The organism is Rubrivivax albus (assembly GCF_004016515.1).
In the GTDB taxonomy this organism is placed as follows: Bacteria; Pseudomonadota; Gammaproteobacteria; order Burkholderiales; family Burkholderiaceae_C; genus Rubrivivax; species Rubrivivax albus.
Genome location: NZ_SACT01000004.1, coordinates 121573 through 147548, shown reverse-complemented (window position 1 = coordinate 147548; position 25976 = coordinate 121573). Strand labels below are relative to the sequence as shown.

The 25976-nt window shown below is 71.2% G+C and carries 24 protein-coding genes; 16 read left to right on the top strand and 8 right to left on the bottom strand.

The window, feature by feature from the left end; genetic code table 11:
- Positions 1-16: 16 nt before the first annotated feature.
- Positions 17-784, bottom strand: coding sequence for an oxygen-binding di-iron domain-containing protein (locus ENE75_RS13775; protein WP_128198899.1), 768 nt, complete (start codon positions 782-784; stop codon positions 17-19).
- Positions 785-829: 45 nt separating this feature from the next.
- Positions 830-1537 carry a PepSY-associated transmembrane domain-containing protein gene (locus ENE75_RS13770; protein ID WP_128198898.1) on the bottom strand — a complete coding sequence of 236 codons (708 nt, stop codon included), beginning with the start codon at positions 1535-1537 and terminating at the stop codon, positions 830-832.
- A 374-nt stretch (positions 1538-1911) separates the two neighbouring features.
- Here ENE75_RS13770 and ENE75_RS13765 point away from each other — a divergent pair, with 374 nt between their 5' ends.
- Complete coding sequence (locus ENE75_RS13765) at positions 1912-3468, top strand: PEP-CTERM sorting domain-containing protein (protein WP_128198897.1); 1557 nt, start codon at positions 1912-1914, stop codon at positions 3466-3468.
- Positions 3469-3506: 38 nt separating this feature from the next.
- On the opposite strand, the gene ENE75_RS13760 is transcribed toward ENE75_RS13765, so the two are convergent.
- A complete protein-coding gene (locus ENE75_RS13760) occupies positions 3507-4493 on the bottom strand; it encodes a 2-dehydropantoate 2-reductase (RefSeq protein WP_128198896.1) in 987 nt (328 codons plus the stop codon).
- Between the two features lie 10 nt (positions 4494-4503).
- Positions 4504-5232 carry a P-loop NTPase family protein gene (locus ENE75_RS13755; RefSeq protein WP_128198895.1) on the bottom strand — a complete coding sequence of 243 codons (729 nt, stop codon included), beginning with the start codon at positions 5230-5232 and terminating at the stop codon, positions 4504-4506.
- Positions 5233-5289: 57 nt separating this feature from the next.
- Here ENE75_RS13755 and ENE75_RS13750 point away from each other — a divergent pair, with 57 nt between their 5' ends.
- Both ENE75_RS13750 and ENE75_RS13745 read left to right on the top strand, forming a co-directional pair.
- Positions 5290-6036 (top strand): sulfotransferase-like domain-containing protein, encoded by a 747-nt coding sequence (locus ENE75_RS13750; protein ID WP_128198894.1) that lies wholly within the window; start codon positions 5290-5292, stop codon positions 6034-6036.
- The gene (locus ENE75_RS13745) at positions 6033-6926 is read left to right on the top strand and encodes an alpha/beta fold hydrolase (protein WP_128198893.1); all 894 of its coding nucleotides are present in this window, start codon (positions 6033-6035) and stop codon (positions 6924-6926) included. The genes ENE75_RS13750 and ENE75_RS13745 overlap by 4 nt, the downstream gene beginning before the upstream one ends.
- A gap of 6 nt (positions 6927-6932) precedes the next feature.
- Here ENE75_RS13745 and sbcB read toward each other — a convergent pair whose 3' ends face one another.
- Both sbcB and ENE75_RS13735 read right to left on the bottom strand, forming a co-directional pair.
- Positions 6933-8339, bottom strand: a complete 1407-nt coding sequence (gene sbcB / locus ENE75_RS13740) for an exodeoxyribonuclease I (protein WP_128198892.1) — start codon at positions 8337-8339, stop codon at positions 6933-6935.
- A complete protein-coding gene (locus ENE75_RS13735; RefSeq protein WP_158288945.1) occupies positions 8329-9276 on the bottom strand; it encodes a LysR family transcriptional regulator in 948 nt (315 codons plus the stop codon). The genes sbcB and ENE75_RS13735 overlap by 11 nt, the downstream gene beginning before the upstream one ends.
- A 115-nt stretch (positions 9277-9391) precedes the next feature.
- Between ENE75_RS13735 and ENE75_RS13730 the strand changes: the two genes are divergently transcribed.
- The 5 genes from ENE75_RS13730 (at position 9392) to ENE75_RS13705 (ending at position 16599) form a co-directional block, all read left to right on the top strand.
- Positions 9392-10393: a TAXI family TRAP transporter solute-binding subunit gene (locus ENE75_RS13730; protein ID WP_199232299.1), complete on the top strand. Its 1002-nt coding sequence runs from the start codon at positions 9392-9394 to the stop codon at positions 10391-10393.
- A gap of 87 nt (positions 10394-10480) precedes the next feature.
- Positions 10481-12430, top strand: coding sequence for a TRAP transporter permease (locus tag ENE75_RS13720; RefSeq protein ID WP_128198889.1), 1950 nt, complete (start codon positions 10481-10483; stop codon positions 12428-12430).
- Between the two features lie 26 nt (positions 12431-12456).
- Complete coding sequence (locus tag ENE75_RS13715) at positions 12457-13779, top strand: sulfatase family protein (protein WP_128198888.1); 1323 nt, start codon at positions 12457-12459, stop codon at positions 13777-13779.
- 31 nt (positions 13780-13810) lie between these two features.
- The gene (locus tag ENE75_RS13710; RefSeq protein ID WP_233259078.1) at positions 13811-15589 is read left to right on the top strand and encodes a SulP family inorganic anion transporter; all 1779 of its coding nucleotides are present in this window, start codon (positions 13811-13813) and stop codon (positions 15587-15589) included.
- Between the two features lie 32 nt (positions 15590-15621).
- Positions 15622-16599: a glycerophosphodiester phosphodiesterase gene (locus tag ENE75_RS13705; RefSeq protein ID WP_233259077.1), complete on the top strand. Its 978-nt coding sequence runs from the start codon at positions 15622-15624 to the stop codon at positions 16597-16599.
- On the opposite strand, the gene ENE75_RS13700 is transcribed toward ENE75_RS13705, so the two are convergent.
- Positions 16517-17431 carry a TIR domain-containing protein gene (locus ENE75_RS13700; protein WP_128198886.1) on the bottom strand — a complete coding sequence of 305 codons (915 nt, stop codon included), beginning with the start codon at positions 17429-17431 and terminating at the stop codon, positions 16517-16519. The genes ENE75_RS13705 and ENE75_RS13700 overlap by 83 nt on opposite strands.
- A gap of 30 nt (positions 17432-17461) precedes the next feature.
- Entirely contained in the window at positions 17462-18139 is a 678-nt protein-coding gene (locus ENE75_RS13695) for a DUF6781 family protein (RefSeq protein WP_128198885.1), read from the bottom strand.
- Positions 18140-18277: 138 nt separating this feature from the next.
- Here ENE75_RS13695 and serC point away from each other — a divergent pair, with 138 nt between their 5' ends.
- From serC to ENE75_RS13655, 8 genes are all read left to right on the top strand, one after another.
- Complete coding sequence (gene serC, locus ENE75_RS13690) at positions 18278-19360, top strand: 3-phosphoserine/phosphohydroxythreonine transaminase (RefSeq protein ID WP_128198884.1); 1083 nt, start codon at positions 18278-18280, stop codon at positions 19358-19360.
- A complete protein-coding gene (locus ENE75_RS13685) occupies positions 19357-20130 on the top strand; it encodes an enoyl-CoA hydratase/isomerase family protein (RefSeq protein ID WP_128198883.1) in 774 nt (257 codons plus the stop codon). The genes serC and ENE75_RS13685 overlap by 4 nt, the downstream gene beginning before the upstream one ends.
- 29 nt (positions 20131-20159) lie before the next feature.
- Positions 20160-20459, top strand: coding sequence for an encapsulin-associated ferritin-like protein (locus ENE75_RS13680; RefSeq protein ID WP_128198882.1), 300 nt, complete (start codon positions 20160-20162; stop codon positions 20457-20459).
- Positions 20460-20593: 134 nt separating this feature from the next.
- Positions 20594-21391 (top strand): DUF3014 domain-containing protein, encoded by a 798-nt coding sequence (locus tag ENE75_RS13675; RefSeq protein ID WP_128198881.1) that lies wholly within the window; start codon positions 20594-20596, stop codon positions 21389-21391.
- A 23-nt stretch (positions 21392-21414) separates the two neighbouring features.
- Positions 21415-22110, top strand: coding sequence for a MarC family protein (locus ENE75_RS13670; RefSeq protein ID WP_128198880.1), 696 nt, complete (start codon positions 21415-21417; stop codon positions 22108-22110).
- A 76-nt stretch (positions 22111-22186) separates the two neighbouring features.
- Positions 22187-22672 (top strand): c-type cytochrome, encoded by a 486-nt coding sequence (locus tag ENE75_RS13665; protein WP_158288944.1) that lies wholly within the window; start codon positions 22187-22189, stop codon positions 22670-22672.
- Positions 22673-22732: 60 nt separating this feature from the next.
- Positions 22733-23866, top strand: coding sequence for an acyl-CoA dehydrogenase family protein (locus ENE75_RS13660; protein WP_128198878.1), 1134 nt, complete (start codon positions 22733-22735; stop codon positions 23864-23866).
- Between the two features lie 56 nt (positions 23867-23922).
- On the top strand, positions 23923-25959 hold the full coding sequence (locus ENE75_RS13655) for an alpha/beta fold hydrolase (RefSeq protein ID WP_233259076.1): 2037 nt from the start codon (positions 23923-23925) through the stop codon (positions 25957-25959).
- The last annotated feature ends 17 nt before the right edge of the window (positions 25960-25976 follow it).

Here is a 25976-nt window from a genome sequence, read left to right as displayed (position 1 = left end):
ATTGTGGCGGGCCGACTCAGGCCGGCAGGCGGTAGTTGTCCGGACCCATCAGGTCGATGCCGCACGCCAGCTGGCGCGCCCAGGCGATGAAGTCCGGGATCGCCTGACCCGCCAGCGGCGCACCGTGCTGCGGCACGATCATGCGGATGGGCAGCGGCTCGACCATGTCGGCCCACCAGCGCAGAACCTTGCCCGACACCATGTAGCGGCGGTGGAAGGCTTCCATCGACGGCTTGAGCGTGGCGAGGTCCGTCACCGGCTGCTGGGCCAACTGGCCCGACACCAGCGACACGCCCAGGTCGCCGGAGAACAGGATCCGGCTCACCGGATCCCAGAACTGGAAGTTGCCCTCGGCGTGCAGGAAGTGCGCCGGCAGGGCCAGCAGGTCGTGCCGGCCGACGCGGATGCGCTGGCCCTGGTCGGGAATGGGCACGATGCGGCCGCTGGTCTTGCCCGGCTTGCAGAAGTGGGGGATGAAGCGTTCCCACACCCGGGAGATGTAGATCTTCGCCTGCGTCGCGGTCGTCCAACGGTCGAGCGAGGCCACGATGTCGGGGTCGGCGTGCGAGGCGATGATGGCCGTCAGCTTGTTCGGCGGGAAATGCCGCGTCATGCCCAGGTAGAGCTCGCCGTAGGCCAGGTTGCCACCGGGGTCGATGACGGCGCCGGTGTCGCCGTCGACGATCAGGAACTGGTTGGACTGCACGGCGTCGCCGGCTTCGTCCGTCAGGTCGCTGAACATCAGCACCCGGTGGCCGTCTTCGTCGTACAGGGTCGTGGGCATGGGCGCGATTCTGGCCAGCACCTCACCCGCGCCAGTTGAGCGACGTCAAGCGCGGCGGCGAAGCCGGCGGCGCACGGCCATCACCGACAGCCAGGCGCCGGCCGCCACCAGCGCCCACGCCGCAACCGAAGCCACGCGCAGCAGCGTGTTGTTGAAGTCCTCGCCGCCGCCATAGTCCATGATGTGCAGGCGCCAGAAGAAGTCGTACCAGACCCAGGCTTCGTTGCGGATGGCGACGAACTCGCCGCCCTGCCCGTCCAGGTAGATCCGCGTGCGCAACTCGTCGCCCCAGCGCACGCGCCAGACGTCGCCACGGCCGCCGAGTTCGTCGACGATGCCCAGGCGCCGGGGCACACGCTCGACCCGTTCGACGGCCACCGGCTCGCCGAGCGACGGGGCCAGGGCGCGGGCGAACGCGCGCAGCTCGCCGACGTCGGGCGCCACCCACGCGGCACCGGACACCAGCCGGTACACCGGCTGCGCCTGCCCGGCCACGCGCACCCGCCAGGCGGTGCCGCGCGGCGTGGCCACCGCGGCGATGGCACTCACGCGGGCCGGGTCCAGGTCGTCCAGGCCAGGCGGCAGCGTGGTCAGCGTCAAGGCTGGGCGCTGCAGCACGTCCCCACCCTTGACCCAGGGCTCGAACGGCAGCCAGGCGAACAGCAGCCCGCCCGTCACCCAGGCCAGCACCTGCAGGCCGACGAGCCACCCGAGCCAGCGGTGCCAGCGCCAGGCGTGCGCGGTGAATGTCATACGCGGATGATGGCGTCAAAAGTCTGGCCGGCTACGGCCGCGTCGGCCGGGCGACGCTGTCGGCAGCGCTAGAAACGGTCAGGCCAACGGCGCTGGCGATGCCGGAAGCCGGGATCCTGCGCCCCCGCGACGTCGCAGTGGCGGCAGCGCGGCACCGACCGGCCGAGGGATCCTGGCCATGCACGGACGCAGCGCGCCGGTGCGCGGACTACCCCCATTCCGGGGGCAGGGTGGTGCTGCAGCGCCATCAGGATTGCCTTGGATCAATCCCCCCGGGGTATCCGACATGTAGCTTTGGACAAATTCATACCCGGTGTGGCGTCTGCGGTTGGCCACGGTGCCGGGCCGTCCTGTCCACGCAAGGAGAATCCAGCATGCCGTTGCCCTCGACCACATCCCCGCAGCGTGCCGCCCGCAGGCATCCCTGCCGGCGGGCCAGGGTGGCCGTCTGCGCAGCGCTGGCCACGCTGGGGGCCATGCCGGCCGGCGCGATCACCGTCGCCTGGGACCAGGCCGGCGGCGGCCACTGGGCCTTGGCCACCAATTGGTCGCCTGTGGGCGTGCCCGGCCCAGCCGACGACGTCTTCATCAGCATGGCGTCCGCCTCGCCCTACACCGTGCTGGTCAACCGCTACAACAACCAGGTGCAGTTCTCGGCCGGCAGCGTGAAGATCACGCAGCCCAATGCGACGCTGAGCGTGCAGTACACGTCCGGCGTGTCGGGCGCGGAACTGGCGGTCGCGGACACCCTGGCCGTCACCGCGGGCACGCTGCGGCTGGGCGGCGCCGGCGACAAGATGGCCTACGTGCACGCCGACAACGGCATGACCTTCGGTGTCGATGCCCTGGTGAGGACGCAGGGCAACGCGCGGCTGGGCGGCAGCATCGCCAACTCGGGCATGCTGGACATGAACGGCGGCGGCTACCTGGACGGCACCGGCACGCTGGAGAACCAGGGCCTGGTCACGCTGGGCGCCTTGGGCGCCAGCATCTACACCGCCATCGGCCACACCACGCTCAACGGCGGCACCTTCGAAGTGACGGCGCCGGTGGGCAACTACGGCCAGGTGGCGATCGGCGCCTTCACCAACCTGCACGGCGGCACGGTGCGCCTCCAGGGCACGACCAGGTTGAGGATGACCCAGTCCGGCCTGGTGAACCATGGCGTGGTCGAGCTGGCGGATGACCGTGCCACAGTCACCGTGGTTTCTGGCACATCGCGGCTGGTCAATGCGGCCGATGGCCTGATCGACCTGCAGGCGGGCAACGGCGGCGTGCGCACCATCAACACCACGCTGGAGAACGCCGGTGTGATGGAGGTGGCAGCCGACCTGCTGCTCAACGGTTACCAGGCGGCCCACGTGAACAGCGGGCGGATCCACCTGGCCAACGGCGCGACGGCGACGATCAGTGGCGTCAGCGGCACCAGCTTCACCAACACGGCCACCGGCCGCATCGACGGCCATGGCACGCTCGACCTGCGCGGCCTGCCAAGCTTCGTCGACCACGGCACGCTGGCGCCCGGGAACTCCTTCGGCCGGATCGACATCCTTGGCAACTACCACCAGGCGGCCGACGGCGTGCTGGACTTCGAGATCGGCGCCGACGGGCAGGACCAGATCGTCGTCGACGGCGGCACTGCGCTGTTCGAAGGCACGCTGCGCATCCGCTTCGTCGACGGTTTCGCGCCGTCGCAGGGCGACACCTTCGAGCTGATCTCGGGCGCCGTCACGGCCAGCTTCAGCCAGCTGGAGGTGCTGGGCCTGGCGCCAGGCTACGACTTCGACCTCGGCGGCGATGGTGGGCTGGTGCTGGTGGCCATCGAGGTGCCACCGGTGCCGGAACCGGGGCAGTTGGCCCTGTTGCTGGCGGGACTGGCCGTGGTCGGCTGGCAGACACGACACCGGGGCTTCGCGGGCACGCCGGACTGAGGACGGACGAGAGCTACCCTCTGCCGCCCTCGTGCTGTTCAGCCCGGGTAGAGCCCGCGCCCCTGCGCCATCAGCCGCACCAGCCCGAACAGGGCATCCAGGTTCGGTGTGGACACGCCCACGCGCGCGGCGATCTCGCGCACGGCGGCCACGATGCCGTCGAGCTCCAGGCTGCGCCCGGCCTCCACGTCCTGCAGCATCGAGGTCTTGAAGGCACCGAGCTTGCGCGTCACCGCGTGGCGGTCCTCCGGGCTCTGGTCGATGGCGCAGCCGATGCGTGCGCCGACCGCCGCCACCTCCACCATCACGGCGGAACAGAAGGCACGCACCAGCGGGTCGTCGAGGATGCGGTCAGCCGTGGCGCCGGTGAGCGCCGAGATCGGATTGAACGTGACGTTGCCCCAGAGCTTGTACCAGAGCGCACGGTGGATGGCCGGCTCGGCCGTGACCTCGAAGCCGGCACGGGCCAGCAGTTCGACCACACGGCCCAGGCGCGCGCTCTTCGAACCATCGGGTTCGCCGACGATCAGGCCCCAGCCCATGCGGTGCTGCACATGGCCCGGCGCCGTGGTGCCGGCGGCGATGTGCACCACGCAGCCCAGCACCTGCGCCGGGGGCAGCACGGGCGCGATCACGCCGCCCGGGTCCACGGTCTCCAGCGCCATGCCGGCAGCATCGCCCGGCAGGCCGCGGCCAAACCACCAGGGCACGCCGTTCATCGCCGGCAGGATCACGGTGTCGGGCCCCACCAACGGCGCCAGCTTCGGGGCCAGCGGCGCCAGCGCCTGGCCCTTGACGGCCACCACCAGCAGGTCGGCCGGGCCGAGCGCGGCCGCATCGTCGCTCGCCATCTGGACCTTCGCGTGCCAGTGCCGGCCGCCGCTGTCCATGCGCCAGCCGTGTTCGCGCAGCGCCTGCAGCGTGTCGCCTCTCGCGTAGGCGGCCACCGGCACACCGCCATCCAGCGCCAGCCGGGTGCCGATGCAGCCGCCGATGGCCCCGGCGCCGACGATCACCGTCCTCATCGACCCGTCCTCACGGCGCGATCTTGGCGAACGCGTCGTAGACGTTGTTCATCCAGAGCTTGAGACGCTGGCGCTCCATCAGCCCCAGGCTCGGGCCGTCGATGGCGCCCCCGTTGCGGGCCGCCCAGAAGCTGCTGTTGCGGGCGTCGATCTTCTGCACCACGGCATCGTGCAGCTTCTTCAGCTCCACCACGCGGGCGCCCAGACCCAGCGCACGCTCCAGCTCCCCGCTGCGCTCCAGGATGCCGAAGTCGTCGCCGCGCAGGTGGTTCTTCACCAGCACGTAACGCACCCGCTGGCCGAAGCGGTCGAGCAGGCGCTTGAGCAGGTCCACCGAGTCGCGCCCGGCATCCATCACGTGCCAGTAGTGCATGCCGATGCCCGACAGATCGGCCATGTCCAGCACGCCCGACTCGTCCATCCACTTCACCAGCGGCTCCTGCGTCTGCGCCGCCAGGTCCACCAGCACGCGGCGGCCCGGCTGCTCGATGGCCGTCTCGACGATGCGGTCGAGCGCCTCGTAGCTGTCGGTCAGCGCTGGCGACGAGTACTCGCCGTAGAAGCGCAGCAGCGACCCGTGCGAGCGATCGGTGTCGAACCCGACGAACGGGATCTCGTGGTCGATGAAGTACTGCGCCAGCAGGCGCGAGACCATCGACTTGCCGACACCACCCTTCTCGCCACCGATGAGGTGGATCTGCGAGCTGGTGGTGTTCTCGAGGGTGGGAACGTCGTCCATGCGCTGCGGTGCCGGGGTTGATTACGATCGACGCCGATTGTGCAACGCGAGCCCGCCATGGCCCAAGACACCCCGCCGCCGGTCCGCATCGCGATGTGGAGCGGCCCGCGCAACATCTCCACCGCGCTGATGCGTGCCTGGGAGAACCGCGGTGACTGCGCGGTCAGCGACGAGCCGCTGTACGCCCACTACCTGCAGGTCACGGGCCTGGACCACCCGGCCGCGGCCGAGGTCATCGCCGCCGGCGATACCGACATCGCCCGCGTCACCCGGGCCCTGACGGCCGGCCCGGTGCCCGGCAGCCAGCAGGTCTGGTACCAGAAGCACATGAGCCACCACCTGCTGCCCGGCATGGACACGGCCTGGGTGCACGCGCTGCACAACGTCTTCCTGATCCGTGACCCGGCCCTGGTGGTGGCCAGCTACGTGAAGAGCCGCGCACATTGCGAGCCGGCCGACATCGGGCTGCTGCAGCAGGCCGAACTGTTCGACCGCGTGGCCGACCGGCTGGGCCGCGCCCCGCTGGTGATCGACGGCGAACGGTTCCTGCAGGACCCGGCGCGCCACCTGCAGGCCCTCTGCGCCGATGCCCGGGTGCCGTACACCGACCGCATGCTCCAGTGGCCGGCCGGCCCTCGGGACAGCGACGGGGTCTGGGCCCCGCACTGGTACGCCGCCGTGTGGCGCAGCACCGGGTTCGAACCGTGGCGCCCCCGCACAGCAGCGCTGGACGCTGCCGGCCAGCGCGTGGCCGACGCCTGCCGCCCTGCCTACGAACGACTGCAGCAGCACGCCCTGAGATGAACGCCCTCTTCCCCGCCTTCGACAGCCATCGCATCGACACCGCTCCGGGCGTCCAGCTGTCCGCCCGCAGCGGCGGCGATGGCCCGCCGCTGCTGGTGCTGCACGGCCACCCGCAGACACACGCGATCTGGCACCGCGTGGCGCCCGCCCTGGCGAAGCACTTCACCCTCGTGCTGCCCGACCTGCGCGGCTACGGCGACAGCAGCAAGCCGCCCGGCGAACCGGATCACGCCAACTACGGCAAGCGAGCGATGGCCGCCGACCTGCTGGCGCTGATGCAGTCGCTCGGCCACACGCGCTTCGCCGTGCTGGCGCACGACCGCGGCGCGCGGGTGGCGCATCGGCTGGCCATGGACCACCCGCAGGCCGTCAACCGCATGACGCTGCTGGACATCGCGCCCACGCTGGCGATGTACGAGCAGACCGACGAGACCTTCGCCCGCGCCTACTGGCACTGGTTCTTCCTGATCCAGCGTGCACCGACGCCGGAGCGGCTGATCGAGGCCAGTCCGCGCGGCTGGATGCAGGCCACGATGGGCGTGCGCGGCGACCTCGCCGCCTTCGACCCACGTGCATTGGCCGAGTACGAGCGCTGCCTGTCCCAGCCCGGCGCGGCCCACGCCATCTGCGAGGACTACCGCGCCGCCGCCACGATCGACCTGGAACACGACCGCGCCGACCGCGACGCCGGCCGGCGGCTGCCCATGCCGCTGCAGGTGCTGTGGGGCGAGCGCGGCATCATCGCGCGCTGCTTCGACGCGCTGGCCGAGTGGCGGCGTGTGGCCGACGACGTGCGCGGCGGCACCCTGCCCTGCGGCCACTACATCCCGGAAGAAGCCCCGCAGCCACTGCTCGACGCCGCGCTGCCGTTTCTGACTGCCAGCGCCTGAGGCCGATCAGGGCGCGATCGACTCCGCGTAGTCCATCAGTTCGCCCAGCAGCGCCTGGCCGTCGTCGTCGGCCGTCTCGGCCAGGGTATCGAGCTTCTCCTGCCAGGGGCCGATCACCTCGCCGAAGCGGTCAGCGCAGTGGGCCGCCCAGCGTTCACGGCCCGCGTCGCCCAGCGTGTCGGGGAAGTTGCGTGCGCGATAGCGGAAGAACAACTCGTCCAGCCGCGGGTCGTCGAAGGCCGGCTGGCGTTCGGCCAGTTCGCGGGGCGACAGCCGACGCAGGCGCTGCAGCAGCGCGCGGTCGGCGTTGCCGACGAAGCCGCCGTAGAGGTCCTCGTCGACGTCGCGCACGGCCCCGTCGTCGGGCCGCTGGAACAGTTCGGCCCACATGCCGTCCATCAGGCCGCCCAGCGCGGCGGCACGCTCGGCGTGGCGCAGCGCCTGGTCGACGTCGATCTGCCAGCGCTGCACCGCCGTGCCCAATGCCTTCAGGTTGCCGAAGACAACCGGGCTCTTGTTGACGTGGATGGTTTTGATGGACAGCCGCGTCACACCCTCGGGCAGGTCAGCGCTGCGCGTGAACATCCGCAGTCGCGCTTCCTCCAGCGTCAGCGACGCCAGGGCCTGCGGGTCCTCGGCCAGGTCCCACACGATGAGCTCGTTCTTGTTCGTCGGGTGCGGGGCCAACGGCCACACCACGGCCAGGCAGCCGCGCTCCACCGGGTACATGCCCGACAGGTGCACGAAGGGCCGCGCCTGGCCGATCTCGGCCCACACGGCGTGCTTGTCGCGCAGCTTCAGGCAGAAGTCCCACAGCCGCGGCTGCGCGGTCTTGACGGCGCGTGCCACGGCGATGGTGGCGCGCACGTCGGACAACGCATCGTGCGCCGCCTCGTGCGCCAGGCCGTTGGCGGCGGTCAGGTGCTCCAGCTTGAAGGACGCCCGGCCGTCGTCGTGGGTCGGCCACCGCAGGCCGTCGGGCCGCAGCGACCAGGCCGCGCGCACCACGTCCAGCAGATCCCAGCGGCTGCAGCCGTTCTGCCACTCGCGTGCATACGGGTCGGCCAGGTTGCGCCACAGCATGAAGCGCGTGACCTCGTCGTCGAAGCGGATGCTGTTGTAGCCCACGCCGCAGGTGCCAGGGCGGGCCAGTTCGGCCTCTATGGCGGCGGCGAAGGCCTGTTCCGGCACGCCACGCTCCAGGCAGGTCTGCGGCGTGATGCCGGTGAGCAGGCAGGCCTCCGGGTCGGGCAGGAAGTCCGGGGCCGGGGCGCAGTACTGCAGCAGCGGCTCGCCGACCTCGTTCAGGTCGGCGTCGGTACGCACGCCGGCGAACTGCGCCGGCCGGTCGCGCCGCGGGTCGCGGCCGAAGGTCTCGTAGTCGTGCCAGTAGAAGCTGAAGTCAGCGCTCATCCTCGCCACGATAGCCGATGCCCTGCAACTCGGCGACGCGTTCGGCCGCAAGGTCCAGCACGGTGCGGCGCACGGCGGCGAGCACCGGGTCGTCGTGCTGCGCCTCGCGTGTCCAGAGGTAGATGTCGCGTGAGCGCGGTGCGGCATCGGTCTGCAGTTCGACCACGGGGAAGAAGCCGCGCATCAGCAGCACCGGGGCGCGTGGCAGCACCGCCAGGTGGCGGCCCTGCATCAGCAGCCGCAACAGCACCATCGCATCGCCCCGCGCGCTGATCTCGGCACGGGCCGCGCTCAGGCCGACCTCGTTCAACATGGAGAACACGCCCTTGTCGAAAGGCGAAGCCTCGCCCAGGGTCAGCCAGCGCAGCCCATCGTCGTCCGCTGCCGTGAGCCGGCCTCGCTGGGCCAGCGGATGACCTGGCCCGCAGAAGACCCCCAGGCGGTCGGCGACCAGCCGTTCGCGCGCGATGCCCTGCGGTGGACGGTCCAGCCAGGTCGGGGCGATCGCCAGGTCGTGCAGGCCGTCCACCAGCTGTTCCACCAGCAGGTGTGTCCGGTCACACTGCAGGGTCAGCCCCAGGTCCGGCTGCTGCTGCAGCAGGCGTTCGGCCAGGCCGTCCAGCAGCGCCGCGCCGATGATCGGCCCCGAGCCGATGCGAACGTGGTTGCGCATGCCCAGCCGGTGTCGCGCGCTGGCGGCACGCGCGTCGGCGATGCGGCGCTGGATGTCGCGACCCTCGCGCGCCAGCAGTTCACCTAGCGGCGTGCTGCGCACCCCGAGCCGGCTGCGCTCGAACAGGCGGCCGCCGGCCTGCATCTCCAGCGTGCGCATGTTGTGCGTGAGCGTGGGCTGCGTCAGGTGCAGCACCTGGCTGGCGCGCGTGATCGAGCCCCGCTCGAGGATGGTGGCGAGCTGCACCAGGTGGCGAGGATCCATCGAAAAACCTTTGTCGTCGACCGATCGAATCAATTTTACGGATGGCACTCGGGGCCCTACGCTCGGGTCACCGTCGGCTCGATCCGGCGGACTGCCCACCGACAGGAGACAACCGATGACCGATTCCCCCCGTTCACCGCGCCGCGCATGGCGCCACCTGGCACTGGCGCTCGTGGCCTGCAGCGCCCTGGGCGCGCAGGCGCAGAAGGTGTCGATGGAGACCACCGCGGCCAACAGCGTCGTCGGCCTGATGCCGCAGAGCATGGCCCCGCTGTGGGCCAAGGCCGGCGTCGACGTCGAACTCGCCATGGGGCAGACGCTGACCAAGTCGCAGCTCAAGATCGGCCAGGGCACGCTCGACGCGTCGGTGATCCCGCTGCCGGCCTACGTCAGCCTTGTGGCCGGCACCGGCCCGTACGCGCAGATGGGTGACAAGGCCAAGGCGCTGGCCGACAACGTGCGTTCGCTGTGGGCCTTCTCGGCCAGCACCTGGCACGTCATCACCTGGGCCGACGGCAAGGTGCAGAACTGGTCGGACCTGAAGGGCAAGCGCGTCTACATCGGCCCGCCGGCGGGGGCGGCCAACGCGCAGATCCGCGGCCTGATCAAGGCCGCGTCGGGCCTCGAGGAAGGCAAGGACTACGAGGGCATCAAGGCGCCCTGGGGCGTGGCCACGGCCGGCTTCCAGGACGGCCAGTACGACGTCTACGTGGGCGCGTTCTCGCTCGGTTCGCAGGCGCTGGTGGAACTGTCGCTGTCGCGCAAGATCCGCCTGCTGGGCCTGGCGAACAAGGAGGCGCCGCCGGCGGCGCTGGGCATGCAGGTCAACACCATTCCGCCCGGCACCTACCCCGGCATGGTCAACACCGAGCCCGTCACCACCTGGCAGACGCTGATGATGATGGCGGTGCGCAAGGACCTGTCGGACGACCTGGCGTACAAGCTGACCAAGACCTACTTCGAGAGCCTGACCGCACTCAAGGCCGGCAACGCGTCGCTGGCGGTGCTGAGCGCCGACGACGCGCTCAGCGGCCTGGTGGCGCCGTTGCACCCGGGCGCACTGAAGTACTACCAGGAGGTGGGCCGCGCGGTGCCCGCCGCTCTGGTCGCCCGCTAGGCCACACCGCACCCCTGGCGGCCATGCGCCGGGCTGCGCGTGCAGCCGGGCGCGTCCTGCGTCCTGGCCCCTTGAGGAGACCAATGGATGAGTGCCCCCGCGACGCCCGCCTCGTGGCGTGACCGCCTGTCGACCGCGCTGGCGCTGGCCGTCACCGTCTACGGCATGGCCAACGTGATGCCGGCCATCGGCAGCTTCCGTCTCGGGCCGTTCCCGATGGAGATGTTCCGAGCCAGCTTCATCACGCTGTGCGCGTGGGTGGTGGCGATCTCGCTCAAGGACCCTGCGCAGCGGCCGGCACGCGGATGGCTGTGGGTCGCCGGCCTCGTCGGCGCCGCCGTGCTCAGCGCGGCGGCCTGGTCGTACTACGGCGTGGCCATCGCGATGGACGACGCGATGATCCTGTTCGGCCCCAGGGAAGCCGCCATCGCGGTGGCCGCGGCCGCGGCCTCCCTTTTCTTCTGCTGGCGCATCTGGGGCGCGCCGGTGGCGCTGCTGGGTGCGCTGGGCATCGGCTACCTGGTCACCGGCCCGTGGTGGCCCGGCTTCCTGCAGACCGCCGGTGGCGACCTGAACGAACTGCTGGCGCAGAACCTGTGGTTCAGCCTGGACACCGGCATCCTGGGCGGCACCTTCGCCATCGTCATCACCACGGTGTTCCCGTTCATCATCCTGGGCGCCCTGCTCGAAGGCGCGGGGGCGGGCGAGTCGATGATCCGCATCGCGTTCTCGATGATGCGCCGCACCGCCGGCGGCCCGGCGCACGCCGCAGTGCTGTCGTCGGCGCTGTTCGGCTCGGTCTCGGGCAGCGCGGTGGCCAACGTGGTCGGCACGGGGGTGGTCACGATCCCGATGATCCGCAAGCGCGGCTTCTCGGCCAACTTCGCCGGTGGCGTGGAGGCCGCGGCCTCGTCCGGCGGGCAGATCATGCCGCCCATCATGGGCGCCGCGGCCCTGGTGATGGCCGACTACGTGGGTGTGAGCTACCTCACCGTCGTCGTCGCGGTGCTGCTGCCGGTGCTGGCCTACTACGTCAGCCTGTTCGCGGTGATCGTGTTCGAATCGCGCCGGCTCGGCATCCGGCCCGACGCCTCCACCGCGACCGTGCCGCCGCCGACCCCGCAGGACTACCTGAACCTGCTGCTCGTCTTCGGCCCGCTGGCGCTCATCGTGGTGCTGCTGGTCATCGGCCTGTCGGCCGCGGGCGCGTCGATGGCGGCCATCGGCCTGCTGCTGCCGCTGAGCTTCATCAACCCGACGGTGCGGCGCCGCCCGCTGCTGCTGGTCAAGAGCCTGGCCAACGGCGGTGCCACCTTTGCCGGGCTGCTGATGGCCATTGCCGCGGTGGGCATCGTGATCTCGACGCTGGCCGCCACCGGCGTGCCGGTGAAGTTCGGCGTGCTGCTGAGCCAGGCGCTGGACCACTCGATGCTCATCGCACTGCTGGTGGTGGCCGGCGGCTGCATCGTGCTGGGCATGGGCATGCCCACGCTGCCGGCCTACGTGACGGTGGCGGCCATCGCGCTGCCGTCGATGAAGGCCTTCGGGCTGGAGCCGCTGACGGCCCACATGTTCGTGTTCTTCATCGCCGTGGCCTCGGCCATCACACCGCCGGTGGCCATTGCCGCCTATGCGGCCGCGGCCATCTCGGGCGGCCGGCCGATCGGCACCGCGGTAGAGGCATCGCGCATCGGCATCATGATCTTCGTGATCCCGTTCGCCTTCGCCTACAACCCGCTGATCCTGACCGTGCCGGCCGCCGGCGCCGTCTTCGCGTGGGGGCCTTACCTGTGGCTGGTGGCCAAGCTGCTGCTGGGCATCACCCTGCTGGGCAGCGCGCTGGTGCGCTTCGACCGGCGAGCGCTGGGCTGGCCGGCGACGCTGGGGCGAACAGCGGCCGCGGTGCTGCTGTTCGCGCCCGGCCACTACTCCGACCTGGCCGGTGGCGTGCTGGCCGCGCTGCTGCTGGGTACGCACCACCTCGGTCGGGGTGCCGGGCAATCCGTGTCGGCGGCCACGCCTGCCCGGGATCACTGAAGCCACCGAGACTCCGAGCGCGCCTCATGAAGCCCAACATCATCTTCATCGTCTCCGACGACCTCGGTTATGCCGACCTGGGCTGCTACGGCGGCCGGCAGGCGCCCTTCGGCGCCGTCTCGCCGCACATCGACGCACTGGCCGCCGGCGGGCTGCGCTTCGAGGAGGGCTACGCCAACTCCCCGGTGTGCTCGCCCACGCGCTTCGCGATGATCACGATGCGCTACCAGTACCGCCTGCGCGGCGCGCTGGAGGAGCCGATCAACAGCCGAAGCAAGGGCGACCCGCGGCTGGGCCTACCGCCGGAGATCCCCACCCTGCCATCGCGCCTGCGCGAGGCCGGCTACGCCACCGGCCTGGTCGGCAAGTGGCACCTGGGCTACCCGCCGCACTTCGGCCCGCTGCGCTCGGGCTACGACGAGTTCTTCGGCATCATGGCCGGTGGCGTCGACTACTTCACCCACTGCTCCAGCAAGGGCGACCACGACCTGTTCATCGGCGAGCAGGAACACCGCGAGGTCGGCTACCTGACCGACGTGTTCAGCCGCCGCGCAGTGGACTTCGTGCAACGGCATGCCGAAAGGGCCAGGGCCGGCACGCCCTTCTTCCTGAGCCTGCACTACACCGCGCCACACTGGCCCTGGGAGACGCGCGACGACGCGCATGTCGCGCCGGAGGTGGCGGCCAACCTGTTCCACCTGCACGGTGGCAACGTGCACAGCTACCGCCGCATGATCCACCACATGGACGAGGGCATCGGCTGGCTGGTGGACGCGCTGCGCCAGACCGGCCAGCTGGAGAACACCCTCATCGTCTTCACCAGCGACAACGGCGGCGAGCGCTTCAGCGACAACTGGCCGCTGGTGGGCGGCAAGATGGACCTCACCGAAGGCGGCATCCGCGTGCCGTGGATCGCGCATTGGCCCAAGGGCATCCCGGCCGGCGGCGTGACCGCGCAGCACTGCCTGACCATGGACTGGTCGGCCACCATGCTCGAACTCGGCGGCGGCTCACCGCACCCGGACTACCCGCTGGACGGCGTGTCGCTCGCGCGCGTGCTGGCCGACCCGGCCGACACCTTCGCACGGCCGATGCACTGGCGCATGAACCACCGCCAGCAGCGGGCCTACCGTGACGGTGACTGGAAGTACCTGAAGGTCGACGACCACGAGTACCTGTTCGACATCCGCAGCGATGCGCGCGAGCGCGCCAACCTGGCGCCGCGCGACCCCGATCGGCTGGCCGTGATGCGCGAGGCCTGGCTGGCCTGGGATGAGACCATGCCGACGATCCCGGACGACGCCAGCGTCAGCCTTGGCTACGGCCCGAAGGACATGCCGCAGCGCTGAGCCCAGCCACGCGGGTGCCACAATGCGCCCCTTGTTCCAGCCGTTGAATCACCCGTTGGCGCGCCGGTTGCTGCCCTTCCTGGCCTGGCGCCAGAGGCTCACGCGCGAGAACCTGAAGGCCGACCTCGGCGCCGGCCTGACCGGCGCGCTGATCCTGGTGCCGCAGGGCGTGGCCTTCGCCACCATTGCCGGGATGCCGCCGCAGTACGGCATGTACGCGGCGATGGTGCCGGTGATCATCGCCGCGCTGTGGGGGTCTTCCTGGCACCTGGTCTCGGGGCCGACCACGGCCATCTCCATCGTCGTCTTTGCCACGCTGAGCCCGCTGGCCGAGCCCGGCAGCGAACGCTTCGTGCAACTGGCACTGACGCTGGCCTTCCTGATGGGGCTGATCAACCTCGCGCTCGGCCTGATGCGGCTGGGCGCGCTGATGAACTTCGTCTCGCACACGGTGATCGTCGGCTTCACCACCGGGGCGGCGGTGCTGATCGCCGCCAGTCAGTTGAAAAACTTCTTCGGCCTGCCGATCCCGCGCGGCGCCAATCTCTTCGAGGCGCTGGAGATCCTGGTCGCGCAGGCCGCGTCGATCAACCCGTGGGTGACGGCGGTGGCGGTGTTCACGCTGGTCATCAGCGTCGTCGCCCGCAAACGCCTGCCGCGGGTGCCGCACATGATCACGGCGATGGTGGCCGGCAGCCTGCTGGCGGCGCTGCTGAACTGGATCTTCGGCGTCGAGCGCACCGGCATCGACAGCATCGGCGCGCTGCCCCGCGGGCTGCCGCCGCTGTCGGCGCCCGACCTGTCGATCCAGACTGTGCGCGAGGTGCTGCCGATCGCGATCGCGGTGGCCGTGCTGTCGCTGACCGAGGCGATGTCGATCGCCCGCGCGCTGGCCGCGCGTACCGAACAGCGGCTGGACGCCAACCAGGAATTCATCGGCCAGGGCCTGTCCAACATCGCCGGCGCCTTCTTCAGCGGCTACCCGTCCAGCGGCTCGTTCAACCGCAGCGGGCTGAACCTGGCCTCGGGTGGGCGCACGCCGATGGCGGCGGTGTTCTCGGCCATCGGCCTGCTGCTGATCCTGCAGTTCGTAGCGCCACTGGTGGCCTTCCTGCCGCTGCCGGCGATGGCCGGCGTGCTGTTCCTGGTGGCCTGGGGCCTGATCGACGTGCACGAGATCCGCGAGATCCTGCGCAGCCAGCGTGCCGAGGCCACGGTGCTGGTGACGACCTTCGCCGCCACGCTGCTGATGCCGCTGGAATTCGCGATCTACGTCGGTGTGCTGCTGTCGCTGCTGCTGTACCTGAACCGCACCTCGCGGCCGCAGATCGAGGACGTCAAGCGGTCGACGGAACCGGGGCACTACCACTTCACCAACGACACCGATCTGCCGGACTGCCCGCAGCTCAAGATCCTGCGCGTCAACGGCTCGCTGTTCTTCGGCGCGGTGGACCACGTGCAGCAGACGCTGCACGAGGTGGACGAGCGCGAACCGCTGCAGAAGCACCTGCTGCTGGTGTGCCCCGGCGTCAACTTCGTGGACCTCAGCGGCGGCCGCATGCTGGCGCAGGAAGCCCGACGACGGCGCACGATGGACGGCGACCTGTACGTCTTCAACCTCAAGGCCCAGGGGCGCGAGGAATTGCGACAGTCGGGCGTGGAGGCGGAACTGGGCGTCGACCACTTCTTCCCGATGGGCAGCGACCCGCTCGGCGCCATCGTGCCGCGGCTGGACCCAACCATCTGCGCCGGCTGCACGCGGCGCATCTTCCACTGCTGCCCGCCGAGGCGCGAAGGGCCGGCAATGTGAGCGCGTGCCTTGCCAGCGCCACAATCGCCACCATGAGACTGCACACGGTTCCAGCGTGGTTCGTCGTCCTGGGCCTGCTGACGCTGCCCGGGATGGCCTTCGACCTGCAAGGCCACCGCGGCGCGCGCGGCCTGGCACCGGAGAACACCCTGGTCGGCTTCGCCACCACGCTGGGCCTCGGCGTGACGACGCTGGAACTGGACACCGGCATCACCCGCGACGGCGTCGTGGTGGTGTCGCACGACCCGGCGCTCAACCCGATGATCACGCGCGGCCCGGACGGCCAGTTCCTGCGCGAGCGCGGCCCCCGCCTGCGTGACCTGAGCTTCGACGAACTGCAGCGCTACGACGTCGGCCGCCTGCAGCCCGACACACGCTACGCCAACACCTACCCCGACCAGCAGGCCATGGACGGCGCCCGCATCCCCAGGCTGGCCGACGTGTTTGCCCTGGTGAGAAAGTCCGGCAACACCACGGTACGCCTGTCCATCGAGACCAAGGTCGACCCGCGCGACCCGGAGCGCACGCTGCCGCCCGAGGATTTCGCGCGGCGCTTGATCGCCGAGATCCGTGCCGCCGGCATGGCCGGCCGCAGCACCATCCAGAGCTTCGACTGGCGCACGCTGCAGGTGGTGCAGCGCGAGGCGCCGGAGATCGGCACCGTCTACCTCACGGCCCGTCAGCGCTGGCTGGACAACGTGGCCGGCGACCCGTCGCCGTGGACAGCGGGCTTTCGGCTGGCCGAGCATGGCAGCGTGCCGAAGATGGTGCACGCGGCCGGCGGGCGCATCTGGAGCAGCTACTTCGGCGACCTGGACGCGGCCCAGGTGCAGGCGGCCAAGGCCCTGGGCCTGACCGTGCTGGCCTGGACGGTCAACGCTCCGGCCGACATCGCGCGCATCATGGACCTGGGCGTGGACGGGATCATCAGCGACCGGCCGGACCTCGTGCGCGCCGAGATGGCGGGGCGCGGGCTGGCGCTGCCGGCGGCGACGCCGGTGGTGCCCTGAGCGTCGTCTCACCGTCGTCGGCGTCACGCCCCAGCAACGCCAGCACCTCACGGATCAGTTCGTCGGGCGTGGTGCACACGGCGGCAGCGCCTTGCTCGCGCAGCGCCCTGGCGCGGATGCGCGCGGCCAGGTTGCCGTAGACGACCACCGGCGGCCCGCCGTCGCGCAGCGCCGGATGCGCCAGGAAGTGATGGCCGGCCTGCGACGACCGGTCCGACGAGCCGCTGCGCCCGAGGTCGGTGATCACCAGGTCGTACGGGGCAAAGGCCATCTGCGCCAGCGCCTCCTGGGTCGAGACGACGTTGTCGAACACCAGGCCGTGCGGCCGCAGTGCGGCGCGCTCGTGCTCGTTGTTGGCCGGCTTGTCGTCCACCCACAGCACGCGTGCCGCCTGCCGCGGCGACACGGCCAGCCGCGGCAGGCCGGCCACCAATGCATCCACGTCCGGCCCCAACGTGGCGCTGCGCAGCGGCCAGGCATTGGCGCGCGTGAACCAGCGCAGCGGCGCCGGGAGATCGGCATCGGCGGGCATGCCCGGCCGGTCCACCAGCGCCGGCACCACCGGCAGCCCGTGGAATCGCGCGCGCAGCCACTCGAAGGCGATGACGTTGGCCGGTTCATGCAAGCGCGCCGCGTCAAAGCCCTCGCCCACCAGCGCCACGACGACATTGGCCTGCGCGATGGACTGCGCGATCACCTCGCGGAACGGCGCGCCACCGTCGATGTCGCCGGTGTCCACGAAGGCCTCGTGGCCGGCGGCGCGCAGCGCGTAGCCCAGCAGGTGCGCCGGCCACAGGGCATCGCGGCGCTGATACGAGACGAAGACGCGCATGCGCAGGACAGCCGCGCCAGGCGCCGGACCCTACTTCTTCGCCGCCTTCTTCGCCGCCGGCGCGCGCATGGCATCAGCCATGCCGATCAGCACGCCGCTGACCATGGCCGTGTAGCTCTCGGCCAGCGCGGTGGCGGCCCGCAGGCTGGCAGCGCGGCTGTCGCGCATCGCGGTCTGCATCTGCGCCATCATGTCCTCCACGGTGCTGGCCGCCTTGGCGCCCGACAGGGTGCCGCCGGCGTTCATCTTCTCCAGCACCTGGTTCCAGGCGTCGGCCATCGGGTTGCCCGCGGCCATGGCGCCGCTGGCCCCCTTCTTGACCGTCTCGAGCAGCGTGTCCTCCATCTTCTCGAGGTCGGAAAGCGCCTTCTTCAGGTGCTTCTCGCGCAGGTCCGCGCCTTGCGCGGCCAGCTTCTCGAGCGCCACGCGGTGCGCGTCCACGGCCTTCAGCAAGGCCTCGTCCATGCCGGCGACGGCCTGGTCGATCATCGCCTCGGACATCGCCGGGTTCTTCGCCAACCCGGTGTTGGCCGCCTGGGTGACGGTGCCGAGCACGGCGCGGATGTTCTTCAGGCTCAGTTCGCGGCCCTGCAGCGCCTGCAAGGTGGCGTCGGTGACGGCCTGGCGCAGCTTGGCGCTGCCGGCGGCCGAAGCGGTCTCGAACTGGGTGATCAGGGCGTCGGCGTCGAAGGCGGGCTTGGTGGCCATGGCGGGGCTCCGGTGGAAGGGTCGCGCCGATGCTAGGAGGGTCGGCGCCGGAAATCCAGCCGACCAAGCCTGAACGGGCTGGAAGGTGCTGGGACGTGCCCCCGCATAATCCCGCGCAGTACTTACGGAGCCCTGTCGATGTCCCGCGTCTTCAATTTCAGCGCCGGCCCCGCCGCCTTGCCCGAACCGGTGCTGCGCCAGTGCGCCGCCGAGATGCTGGACTGGCACGGCAGCGGCATGTCGGTGATGGAGATGAGCCACCGCGGGCCGCAGTTCATCGCCATCGCGCAGGAGGCCGAGGCGCTGCTGCGCGAACTGCTGGCGGTGCCGGCGAACTACAAGGTGCTGTTCATGCAGGGCGGCGCGATCGGCGAGAACGCCATCGTGCCGATGAACCTGCTGCGCGGGAAGACGCGCATCGACTTCGTCGACACCGGGGCCTGGTCGCAGAAGAGCCTCCAGGAAGCCGGCAAGTACGGCGAGGCGCACGTGGCGGCCAGCAGCGCCGCCACCGGGTACGACCGCGTGCCGCCGCGCGCCGACTGGCAGCTCGACCCCGACGCCGCCTACGTGCACATCTGCGCCAACGAGACCATTGGCGGCGTGGAGTACTTCTTCGACCCCGACGTCGGCGCCGTGCCGCTGGTGGCCGACATGTCCAGCAACCTGCTGTCGCGGCCGGTGGACGTGTCGAAGTACGGCCTGATCTACGGCGGTGCGCAGAAGAACATCGGCCCGTCGGGCCTGACCATCGTGATCGTGCGCGACGACCTCATCGGCCAGGCCCTGCCGTGCACGCCGTCGGCCTTCGACTACAAGACCGTGGCCGACGCCGAGAGCATGTACAACACGCCGCCCACCTGGGCCATCTACGTGGCCGGGCTGGTGTTCCGCTGGATCAAGGACCGCGGCGGCCTGCAGGCCATGGAGGCGCACAACCGCGCCAAGGCGGCGGTGCTGTACGACTACCTGGACGCCACCGACTTTTACCGCAGCCCGGTGCAGCGCGACTGCCGCTCGCTGATGAACGTGCCCTTCCACCTGAAGGACAAGGCGCTCGACGCCGCCTTCCTGAAGGGCGCCGAGGCCCGAGGCCTGGTGCAGTTGAAGGGCCACCGCGTCGTTGGCGGCATGCGCGCGTCGATCTACAACGCCATGCCCATCGAAGGCGTGCACGCGCTGGTGGACTGGATGCAGGCGTTCGAGCGGGAACACCGATGAGCGGTGCGCTGCCGCGCCTGGCGATCGACGCCGACGGCGTGGCGACGATCACGCTCGCCCGCCCGGCGCACCTGAACCGGCTGCACCGCGAGGACCTGCTGACGCTGCAGGACCACTTCGCCCGCCTGCATGCCGACGTCAACGCCCGCGTGCTGGTGCTCACCGGCGAAGGGCGCGTGTTCTGCGCCGGCTTCCATCTGGGCCAGCTCGGTGAACCGGGTGACGCCGCCGGCAGCGACCCGCAGCTGTTCGAACGCACGGTGGACGCACTCGAGGCCCTGCCCCTGCCCACCGTGGCGCGGCTGAACGGCAGCGTCTACGGCGGCGCCACCGACCTGGCGCTGGCCTGCGACTTCCGCATCGGCATCGACGGCATGGAACTGCGCATGCCCGCCGCCCACCTGGGCCTGCACTACTACCCCAGCGGCCTGCGCCGCTATGTCACGCGCCTGGGCCTGGGCGCGGCCAAGCGGCTGTTCCTGCTGGCCGAGACGGTGCCGGCCGAAGACCTGCTGGCCATCGGCTACCTGGACCGTTGCGTCGACGCCGCCACGCTGGACGACGCCGTGCGCCACGTGGCCGACGCGCTGGCGGCCGGCGCGCCGCTGGCGGTGCGTGGCATGAAGGCATCATTGGACGAGATCGCCGGCAGCCGCGACGACCTGGCCACGCTGCGCGCACGCGAGGCGCAATGCGCCGCCAGCGACGACCTGCGCGAGGGCCTGCGTGCCTTTGCCGAACGCCGGGCGCCGCGCTTCAGCGGGCGCTGACCTTTTCAACCCCACGCCAAGGAGAACCGATGTCCAACGAGGGTTACCACGAGCCGATCGAGGAACTGAACGACGAGGTGCGCGACATGCACCGCGCCATCGTGTCGCTGATGGAGGAACTGGAGGCGGTGGACTGGTACAACCAGCGCGCCGCCGCCTGCAAGGACCCGGTGCTCAAGAAGATCCTCGAGCACAACCGCGACGAGGAGAAGGAACACGCCGCGATGGTGCTGGAATGGATCCGGCGCAAGGACAAGCGCTTCTCCAAGGAACTGAAGGACTACCTCTTCACGAAGAAGGACCTGACGCACGACGCGCACGGGCACTGATCGCCCGCCAGGACCGGCGCGGCCCGTGGCGGTCCAGCGCAAGCCCCGGCCGGTCGCCCGGTCCGGCAACCAACGGCGCGGGCTAAACTGAGTCTTTGTACAAATGCATGCCCACCTGGGCCTGCGCTTTGTCGATGTCACGCCGAACCCTTGCCCTGTGGGCCGCTGTCGCCGTCCTGGCGCTGCTGGCCGCCGCCGTCTGGTGGTGGTCGCAACCCGAGTCTCCCGCCCCGCTGCCGGCCATCGCGCCGGCCCCGGTGCCGGTGGCCGTGCCCGAACCGCCGGCCAGCGCGCCGGTGGCCGACGCCGCGCCGTCGGCACCCGCCGCCGACGCAGCACCCATCGCCGACGGTGACGAGGCCGTCACCGCAGCGCTGATCGCACAGTTCGGCCGTGCCGTGGTGCTGCAGCTGATGCAGACCGACGGCTTCGCCGCCCGTGTGGTCGCCACGGTGGACAACCTGCCGCGGGGCCACGTGGCACCGCGGCTGTGGCCGATCAATCCCACGGCCGGCCGCTTCAGCGTCGACGACGATGGCCGCATCGCCGCGGCCAATGGCCAGCGCTACGCCGCGGCGCTGCGCCTGCTCGACGCCCTGCCGCCGGCCGAGGCGGCTGCGTTCTATCGCCGGCTCTACCCGCAGCTGCAGGCGGCCTACGGCGCGCTGGGCTACCCGGGCCAGTCGTTCCACGACCGGCTGCGCGCGGTGATCGACCACCTGCTCGAAACGCCCGCGGTGTCGCGGCCGCCGCAGGTGCAGCTGGTGGAGGTCAAGGGCGACGTGCCGTCGCAGCGCCCCTGGGTGCGCTACGAATACGTGGACCCGGCGCTGCAGCAGCTCTCCGCGGGCCAGCGCCTGCTGCTGCGCCTGGGCCCGGCGCAGCAGGCGCGCGTGCTCGACTGGCTGCGTGCGCTGCGGCCGTTGCTCTGAGTGACCAGGCGCTGCGTGTCCTGATGCCTCTGGACCTCCCAGCGGCCAGCGCACTGGCGCTGGCCTTCGGCAAGAGCTTCGGCGTCGTCTTCGCTGTGCTGCTGCCGATCCTGAACCCGGCCGCCACGGCGCCCATCTTCCTGGGTCTGACCGAAGGCGCCAGCGCGCAGACCCGCGCGACGCTGGCACTGCGCATCGCGCGCAACATGGTGCTCCTGATGACGGGCGCCATGCTCGTGGGGTCGTACGTGCTGGACGTGTTCGGCATCTCGCTGCCCATCGTGCGCGTGGGTGGCGGGCTGATCGTGGCGGCCAACGCCTGGCGGCTGCTCAACGCCGAGCACGCCACCAGCGACAGCCGACAGGCCCTGGCCGAAGGCTTCACGCCCGAGCACGCACGGCGCCAGGCCTTCTACCCGCTGACCTTCCCGATCAGCTGCGGCCCGGGCTCGATCGCCGCGGCCATCACGCTGGGCGTGACGCTGGTGGACCCGTCGCCGGCCGTCGCGCTGGCGCGTTTCGGCGGCGGCTGGCTGGGGCTGGCCGCCGTGGGCGTGATCATGGCCCTGGTGTTCCGCTACGCCACGCTGCTGCTGCGCCCGCTGGGCGAGACCGGCACCCTGGTCTTCCTGCGCCTGAGCGCCTTCATCCTGCTGTGCCTGGGCGTGCAGATCGTCTGGGACGGGGTGCGGGAACTGGTGCTGTCGCTGGGCGTGTGAGCCGACCTTGCGCCTGCGCAGGGCGTCCTGCGCGCGTCGGCGTCAGACTGAAGCCATGACGACCACGGAGACCCACATGCAGATCCGCCCACGGCGCCTCGGCGCCTTGCCGCTCGTCCTGCTGGTGCTGACACTGGCGGGCTGCGCTGTCGAACTGCAGAATCCGCAGCCGCGCCGGGCCTACGAGGCCAGCCTGCAGCCCCCGGGCTCGGTGTACACCGGCTGGCGGGTGTTACAGGAGAAGTGCGCCGGCTGCCACGGCCGCGACGCCACCGGCGGCGAGGGGCCGGACCTGGTGCTGCGCGTCGGGGAGGTTGGCCAGCGCCGCTTCGTCAACCTCGTGCTGCGGCGCTACGACTGGGTGTTGCCCGGCACCGCGGGGGTGCGCGACGAGGCCGCGTTCGAGGCCCTGGTCGACGACATCGTGCAGCGCCGTGCTGGCGCGGTGGAGATGCCGGCGTGGCAGGGCGAACCGCGCGTGGAAGCGCACATCCTGGACCTGTACGCCTACCTGTCGGCACGTGCCGACGGCACCCAGGGGCCGGGCTGGCCCACGCCCTGACCCGAGGGCACCGGGACACTACCGATCCGAGTCGCTGAGCGGCCCGCCTACGCTCGCGCCATGGACACCCCTGACCAGGCCGACTTCCGCACCAGCGTCCGCCGCTGGGTCGACACCGAGATTGCGCCCAACGTGGCCGCCTGGGACGAGGCCGGCACCTTCCCCCGCGCGCTGTACCGGCGCGCGGCCGAACTCGGCCTGCTGCAGCTGGGCTACCCCGAGCCCCTGGGCGGCACGCCCTGTGCACTGTCGTGGCGGCTGATCGCGGCCGAGGAACTGGCGCGCAGCGGCGCCGGCGGCCTGCTGGCCAGCCTGTTCTCGCACAACATCGGCCTGCCGCCGGTGGTGGCGCACGGCCACCCGGCGTTGCAGCAGCGCGTGGTGCCGCCGGTGCTGGCCGGCGAGGCCATCGCCGCGCTGGCCATCACCGAACCCGGCGGCGGCAGCGACGTGGCGCGGCTGCGCACCACGGCCCGGCGCGACGGTGCGCACTGGGTGATCGACGGCGAAAAGACCTTCATCACCAGCGGCCTGCGCGCCGACTGGATCACCACCGCCGTGCGCACCGGCGGGCCCGGGGCCGCCGGGATCTCGCTGATCGTGGTGCCGGGTGATGCGCCCGGCCTCACGCGCGCGCCACTGGCCAAGATGGGCTGGTGGTGCAGCGACACGGCCACGCTGCACTTCCAGGGTGTGCGCGTGCCGGCAGACCACCTGGTGGGCGACGAGAACGCGGGCTTTCGCATGATCATGGCCAACTTCAACGGCGAGCGCCTGCTGCTGGCCGCCGGTGCGGTGGCCTTTGCGCAGGTCTGCCTGGACGAGGCCACCGACTGGGCCCTGCAGCGGCAGACCTTCGGCCAGCCGCTGGCGGCCCACCAGGCCATCCGCCACCGTCTGATGGACATGCGCACGCAGCTCATCGCGTCGCGCGCGCTGCTGCACGACGTGACGGCGCGCTTCGAGGCCGCGCCCACGGACCCGGCCGTGATCGCCGACCTGTGCCTGCTGAAGAACCACGCCACGGCCACGATGCAGGCCTGCGCCGACCACGCGGTGCACGTGCTCGGCGGCATGGGCTACATGCGGGGCGCGAAGAGCGAACGCATCTACCGCGAGGTCAAGGTGATGCAGATCGGCGGCGGGGCCACCGAGATCATGAAGGAGCTCGCCTGGCGGCAGCTGGCACCCTGAGCGACCGAAAGGCCCGGCGCCTCGGGACGGCGATGTGTCGCCCGTAGCATGCCGGCATGAACGCACATGACGTGACCCGCGCGATGCGCGCCACCCTGGCCATGACGGGGCTGGCCCTGCTGGCCGCCTGCCAGTCGCCACCGCCGCCCGCCGAGATCCTGCAGCCACCGGCAGCGCTTCGGGTCGAAGGCGTGCCGCCGGTGCCGGCCCGCATCGTGGCGTCGTTCCAGCGTTATGCCGACGTCGCCGGCCACGCCTTCGTGGCCTGGCACCCGGTGCGGCCGGAGATGATCGTCAGCCACCGGCCGCCGGGTGCCAGCACGACGCAGATCTTCCGCCTGCGCGGCCCTGGCGCGCCGCTGGAGCCGCTGACCCGAAGCCGCGAGCGGGTGGTCGACGCCGCCTGGGAACCGGTGCACGGCCGCTACATCGTGTTCGAGCGCGACACCGGCGGCGACGAGGCGGCACAGGTCTACCGCCTGGACCCCGACACCCTGGCCGAAACCCGGCTCACCGCGCCCGGCGAACGCCATGCCATCGCCGGCTGGCTCGAGCGCAGCGGGCGGCTGATCGTGTCGTCCGTGCCCCTGGACCGCACGGCGGCATCGGGGCGCCGCGACACGGTGAGCACACGCTTCACCGCCATCGACCCGCTGGCACCGGCCGGCCACGCCGACGCCCAGCGCGTGCTGGCCGAACTGCCGGGGCCGGGCTGGTTCGGCTTCACACCGTCGCCCGACGAGACCCAGGCGGCCGTCACGCGCTACCGCTCGCCCACGGACAGCGAGGTCTGGCTGATCGACCTGGCCGGGCCCCGGGCGGGTGAACGCCGGCGCCTGCTGCCGGCCGACAGCGACACGACACGGGCCGCGCACTTCGTCAACGCGTGGGCCCCCGATGGCCGCAGCCTCTACCTCGTCAGCGACCGCGCCAGCGAGTTCCGCGAGCTGATGGCCTTCGACCTCGCCAGTGGTCGCCTGTCGCGGCTGACCGGCCACATCCCCTGGGACGTGGCGGCCAGCGACACCGATGCCGCCGGCTCGCCGATCGCCCTGGCGATGAACGTGGACGGCCGCCAGGAGCTGCGCCTGTTCGACCGCACCACCGGGGCCGAACGGCCGCAGCCGGCCGTACCCGGGGGCAGCGTGACGGCGCTGCGCTTCCACCGCGGCACCGGGCAGCTGGCCGTCGTGGTCAACAGCCCGCAGGGGCCGGGCCAGGTGCACGTGCTCGACCCGACCAGCGGCCGTCACGTGCCGTGGACGACCCCGGCCGTGCCCGCCGGCCTGGACCTGGCCCAGGTGCCCGACCAGCAGATCGTGCGCTGGACCGGTTTCGACGGCCGCACGATCAGCGGCGTGCTCAGCCTGCCACCGTCGCGCTTCACGGGCCGCCGGCCGGTGCTGATGGTCATGCACGGCGGCCCGGCCGCGCAGAGCAAGCAGGGCTGGAACGGGCGGCTGAACTACTTCCTGCTCGAACGCGGCGTCGCCATCCTCGAGCCCAACGTGCGCGGCTCCAGCGGCTACGGCAAGACCTTCCTGGACCTGGACAACGGCCGCCTGCGCGAGGATTCGGTCAAGGACATGGCCAGCGCCATCGACTGGACGGCCACGCACCCGCGGCTGGACCCGGCCAAGGTGGTGGTGATGGGCGGCAGCTACGGCGGCTACATGGCCCTGGCCGCGGCCACGCGGTTGGCCGACCGCATCGCCGGTGCGTACTCGATGGTGGGCATCAGCAACTTCGTGACCTTCCTGGAGAACACCGAGAGCTACCGGCGCGACCTGCGGCGCAGCGAATACGGCGACGAGCGCGACCCGGCGATGCGGCAGTTCCTGATCGACATCTCGCCGCTGAGCCACACCGACGCGGTGAAGAAACCGCTGCTCGTGGCCCAGGGCCGCAACGACCCGCGCGTGCCCTGGACCGAGAGCGAGCAGGTGGTGCGCCGCCTGCAGGCCCGAGGCGCGCCGGTGTGGTACCTGCTGGCCGACGACGAAGGGCACGGCTTCACCAAACGCGCCAACGCCGACTACGCGCTGGCCGCGCTGGTGATGTTCCTGGACAAAACCGTGGGCCCGCTGCCGTAGCCTGCACTCACCCGCCG

Coding starts and splice junctions, on each gene's coding strand:
- ENE75_RS13720 (WP_128198889.1), top strand. CDS start 10,481: ATGAGTGCCCCCGCGACGCCCGCCTCGTGGCGTGACCGCCTGTCGACC.
- ENE75_RS13760 (WP_128198896.1), bottom strand. CDS start 4,493: ATGAGGACGGTGATCGTCGGCGCCGGGGCCATCGGCGGCTGCATCGGC.
- ENE75_RS13750 (WP_128198894.1), top strand. CDS start 5,290: ATGGCCCAAGACACCCCGCCGCCGGTCCGCATCGCGATGTGGAGCGGC.
- ENE75_RS13660 (WP_128198878.1), top strand. CDS start 22,733: ATGGACACCCCTGACCAGGCCGACTTCCGCACCAGCGTCCGCCGCTGG.
- serC (WP_128198884.1), top strand. CDS start 18,278: ATGTCCCGCGTCTTCAATTTCAGCGCCGGCCCCGCCGCCTTGCCCGAA.
- ENE75_RS13675 (WP_128198881.1), top strand. CDS start 20,594: ATGTCACGCCGAACCCTTGCCCTGTGGGCCGCTGTCGCCGTCCTGGCG.
- ENE75_RS13705 (WP_233259077.1), top strand. CDS start 15,622: ATGAGACTGCACACGGTTCCAGCGTGGTTCGTCGTCCTGGGCCTGCTG.
- sbcB (WP_128198892.1), bottom strand. CDS start 8,339: ATGAGCGCTGACTTCAGCTTCTACTGGCACGACTACGAGACCTTCGGC.
- ENE75_RS13765 (WP_128198897.1), top strand. CDS start 1,912: ATGCCGTTGCCCTCGACCACATCCCCGCAGCGTGCCGCCCGCAGGCAT.
- ENE75_RS13670 (WP_128198880.1), top strand. CDS start 21,415: ATGCCTCTGGACCTCCCAGCGGCCAGCGCACTGGCGCTGGCCTTCGGC.
- ENE75_RS13735 (WP_158288945.1), bottom strand. CDS start 9,276: ATGGATCCTCGCCACCTGGTGCAGCTCGCCACCATCCTCGAGCGGGGC.
- ENE75_RS13655 (WP_233259076.1), top strand. CDS start 23,923: ATGAACGCACATGACGTGACCCGCGCGATGCGCGCCACCCTGGCCATG.
- ENE75_RS13695 (WP_128198885.1), bottom strand. CDS start 18,139: ATGGCCACCAAGCCCGCCTTCGACGCCGACGCCCTGATCACCCAGTTC.
- ENE75_RS13700 (WP_128198886.1), bottom strand. CDS start 17,431: ATGCGCGTCTTCGTCTCGTATCAGCGCCGCGATGCCCTGTGGCCGGCG.
- ENE75_RS13715 (WP_128198888.1), top strand. CDS start 12,457: ATGAAGCCCAACATCATCTTCATCGTCTCCGACGACCTCGGTTATGCC.
- ENE75_RS13745 (WP_128198893.1), top strand. CDS start 6,033: ATGAACGCCCTCTTCCCCGCCTTCGACAGCCATCGCATCGACACCGCT.
- ENE75_RS13775 (WP_128198899.1), bottom strand. CDS start 784: ATGCCCACGACCCTGTACGACGAAGACGGCCACCGGGTGCTGATGTTC.
- ENE75_RS13730 (WP_199232299.1), top strand. CDS start 9,392: ATGACCGATTCCCCCCGTTCACCGCGCCGCGCATGGCGCCACCTGGCA.
- ENE75_RS13680 (WP_128198882.1), top strand. CDS start 20,160: ATGTCCAACGAGGGTTACCACGAGCCGATCGAGGAACTGAACGACGAG.
- ENE75_RS13665 (WP_158288944.1), top strand. CDS start 22,187: ATGCAGATCCGCCCACGGCGCCTCGGCGCCTTGCCGCTCGTCCTGCTG.
- ENE75_RS13755 (WP_128198895.1), bottom strand. CDS start 5,232: ATGGACGACGTTCCCACCCTCGAGAACACCACCAGCTCGCAGATCCAC.
- ENE75_RS13685 (WP_128198883.1), top strand. CDS start 19,357: ATGAGCGGTGCGCTGCCGCGCCTGGCGATCGACGCCGACGGCGTGGCG.
- ENE75_RS13770 (WP_128198898.1), bottom strand. CDS start 1,537: ATGACATTCACCGCGCACGCCTGGCGCTGGCACCGCTGGCTCGGGTGG.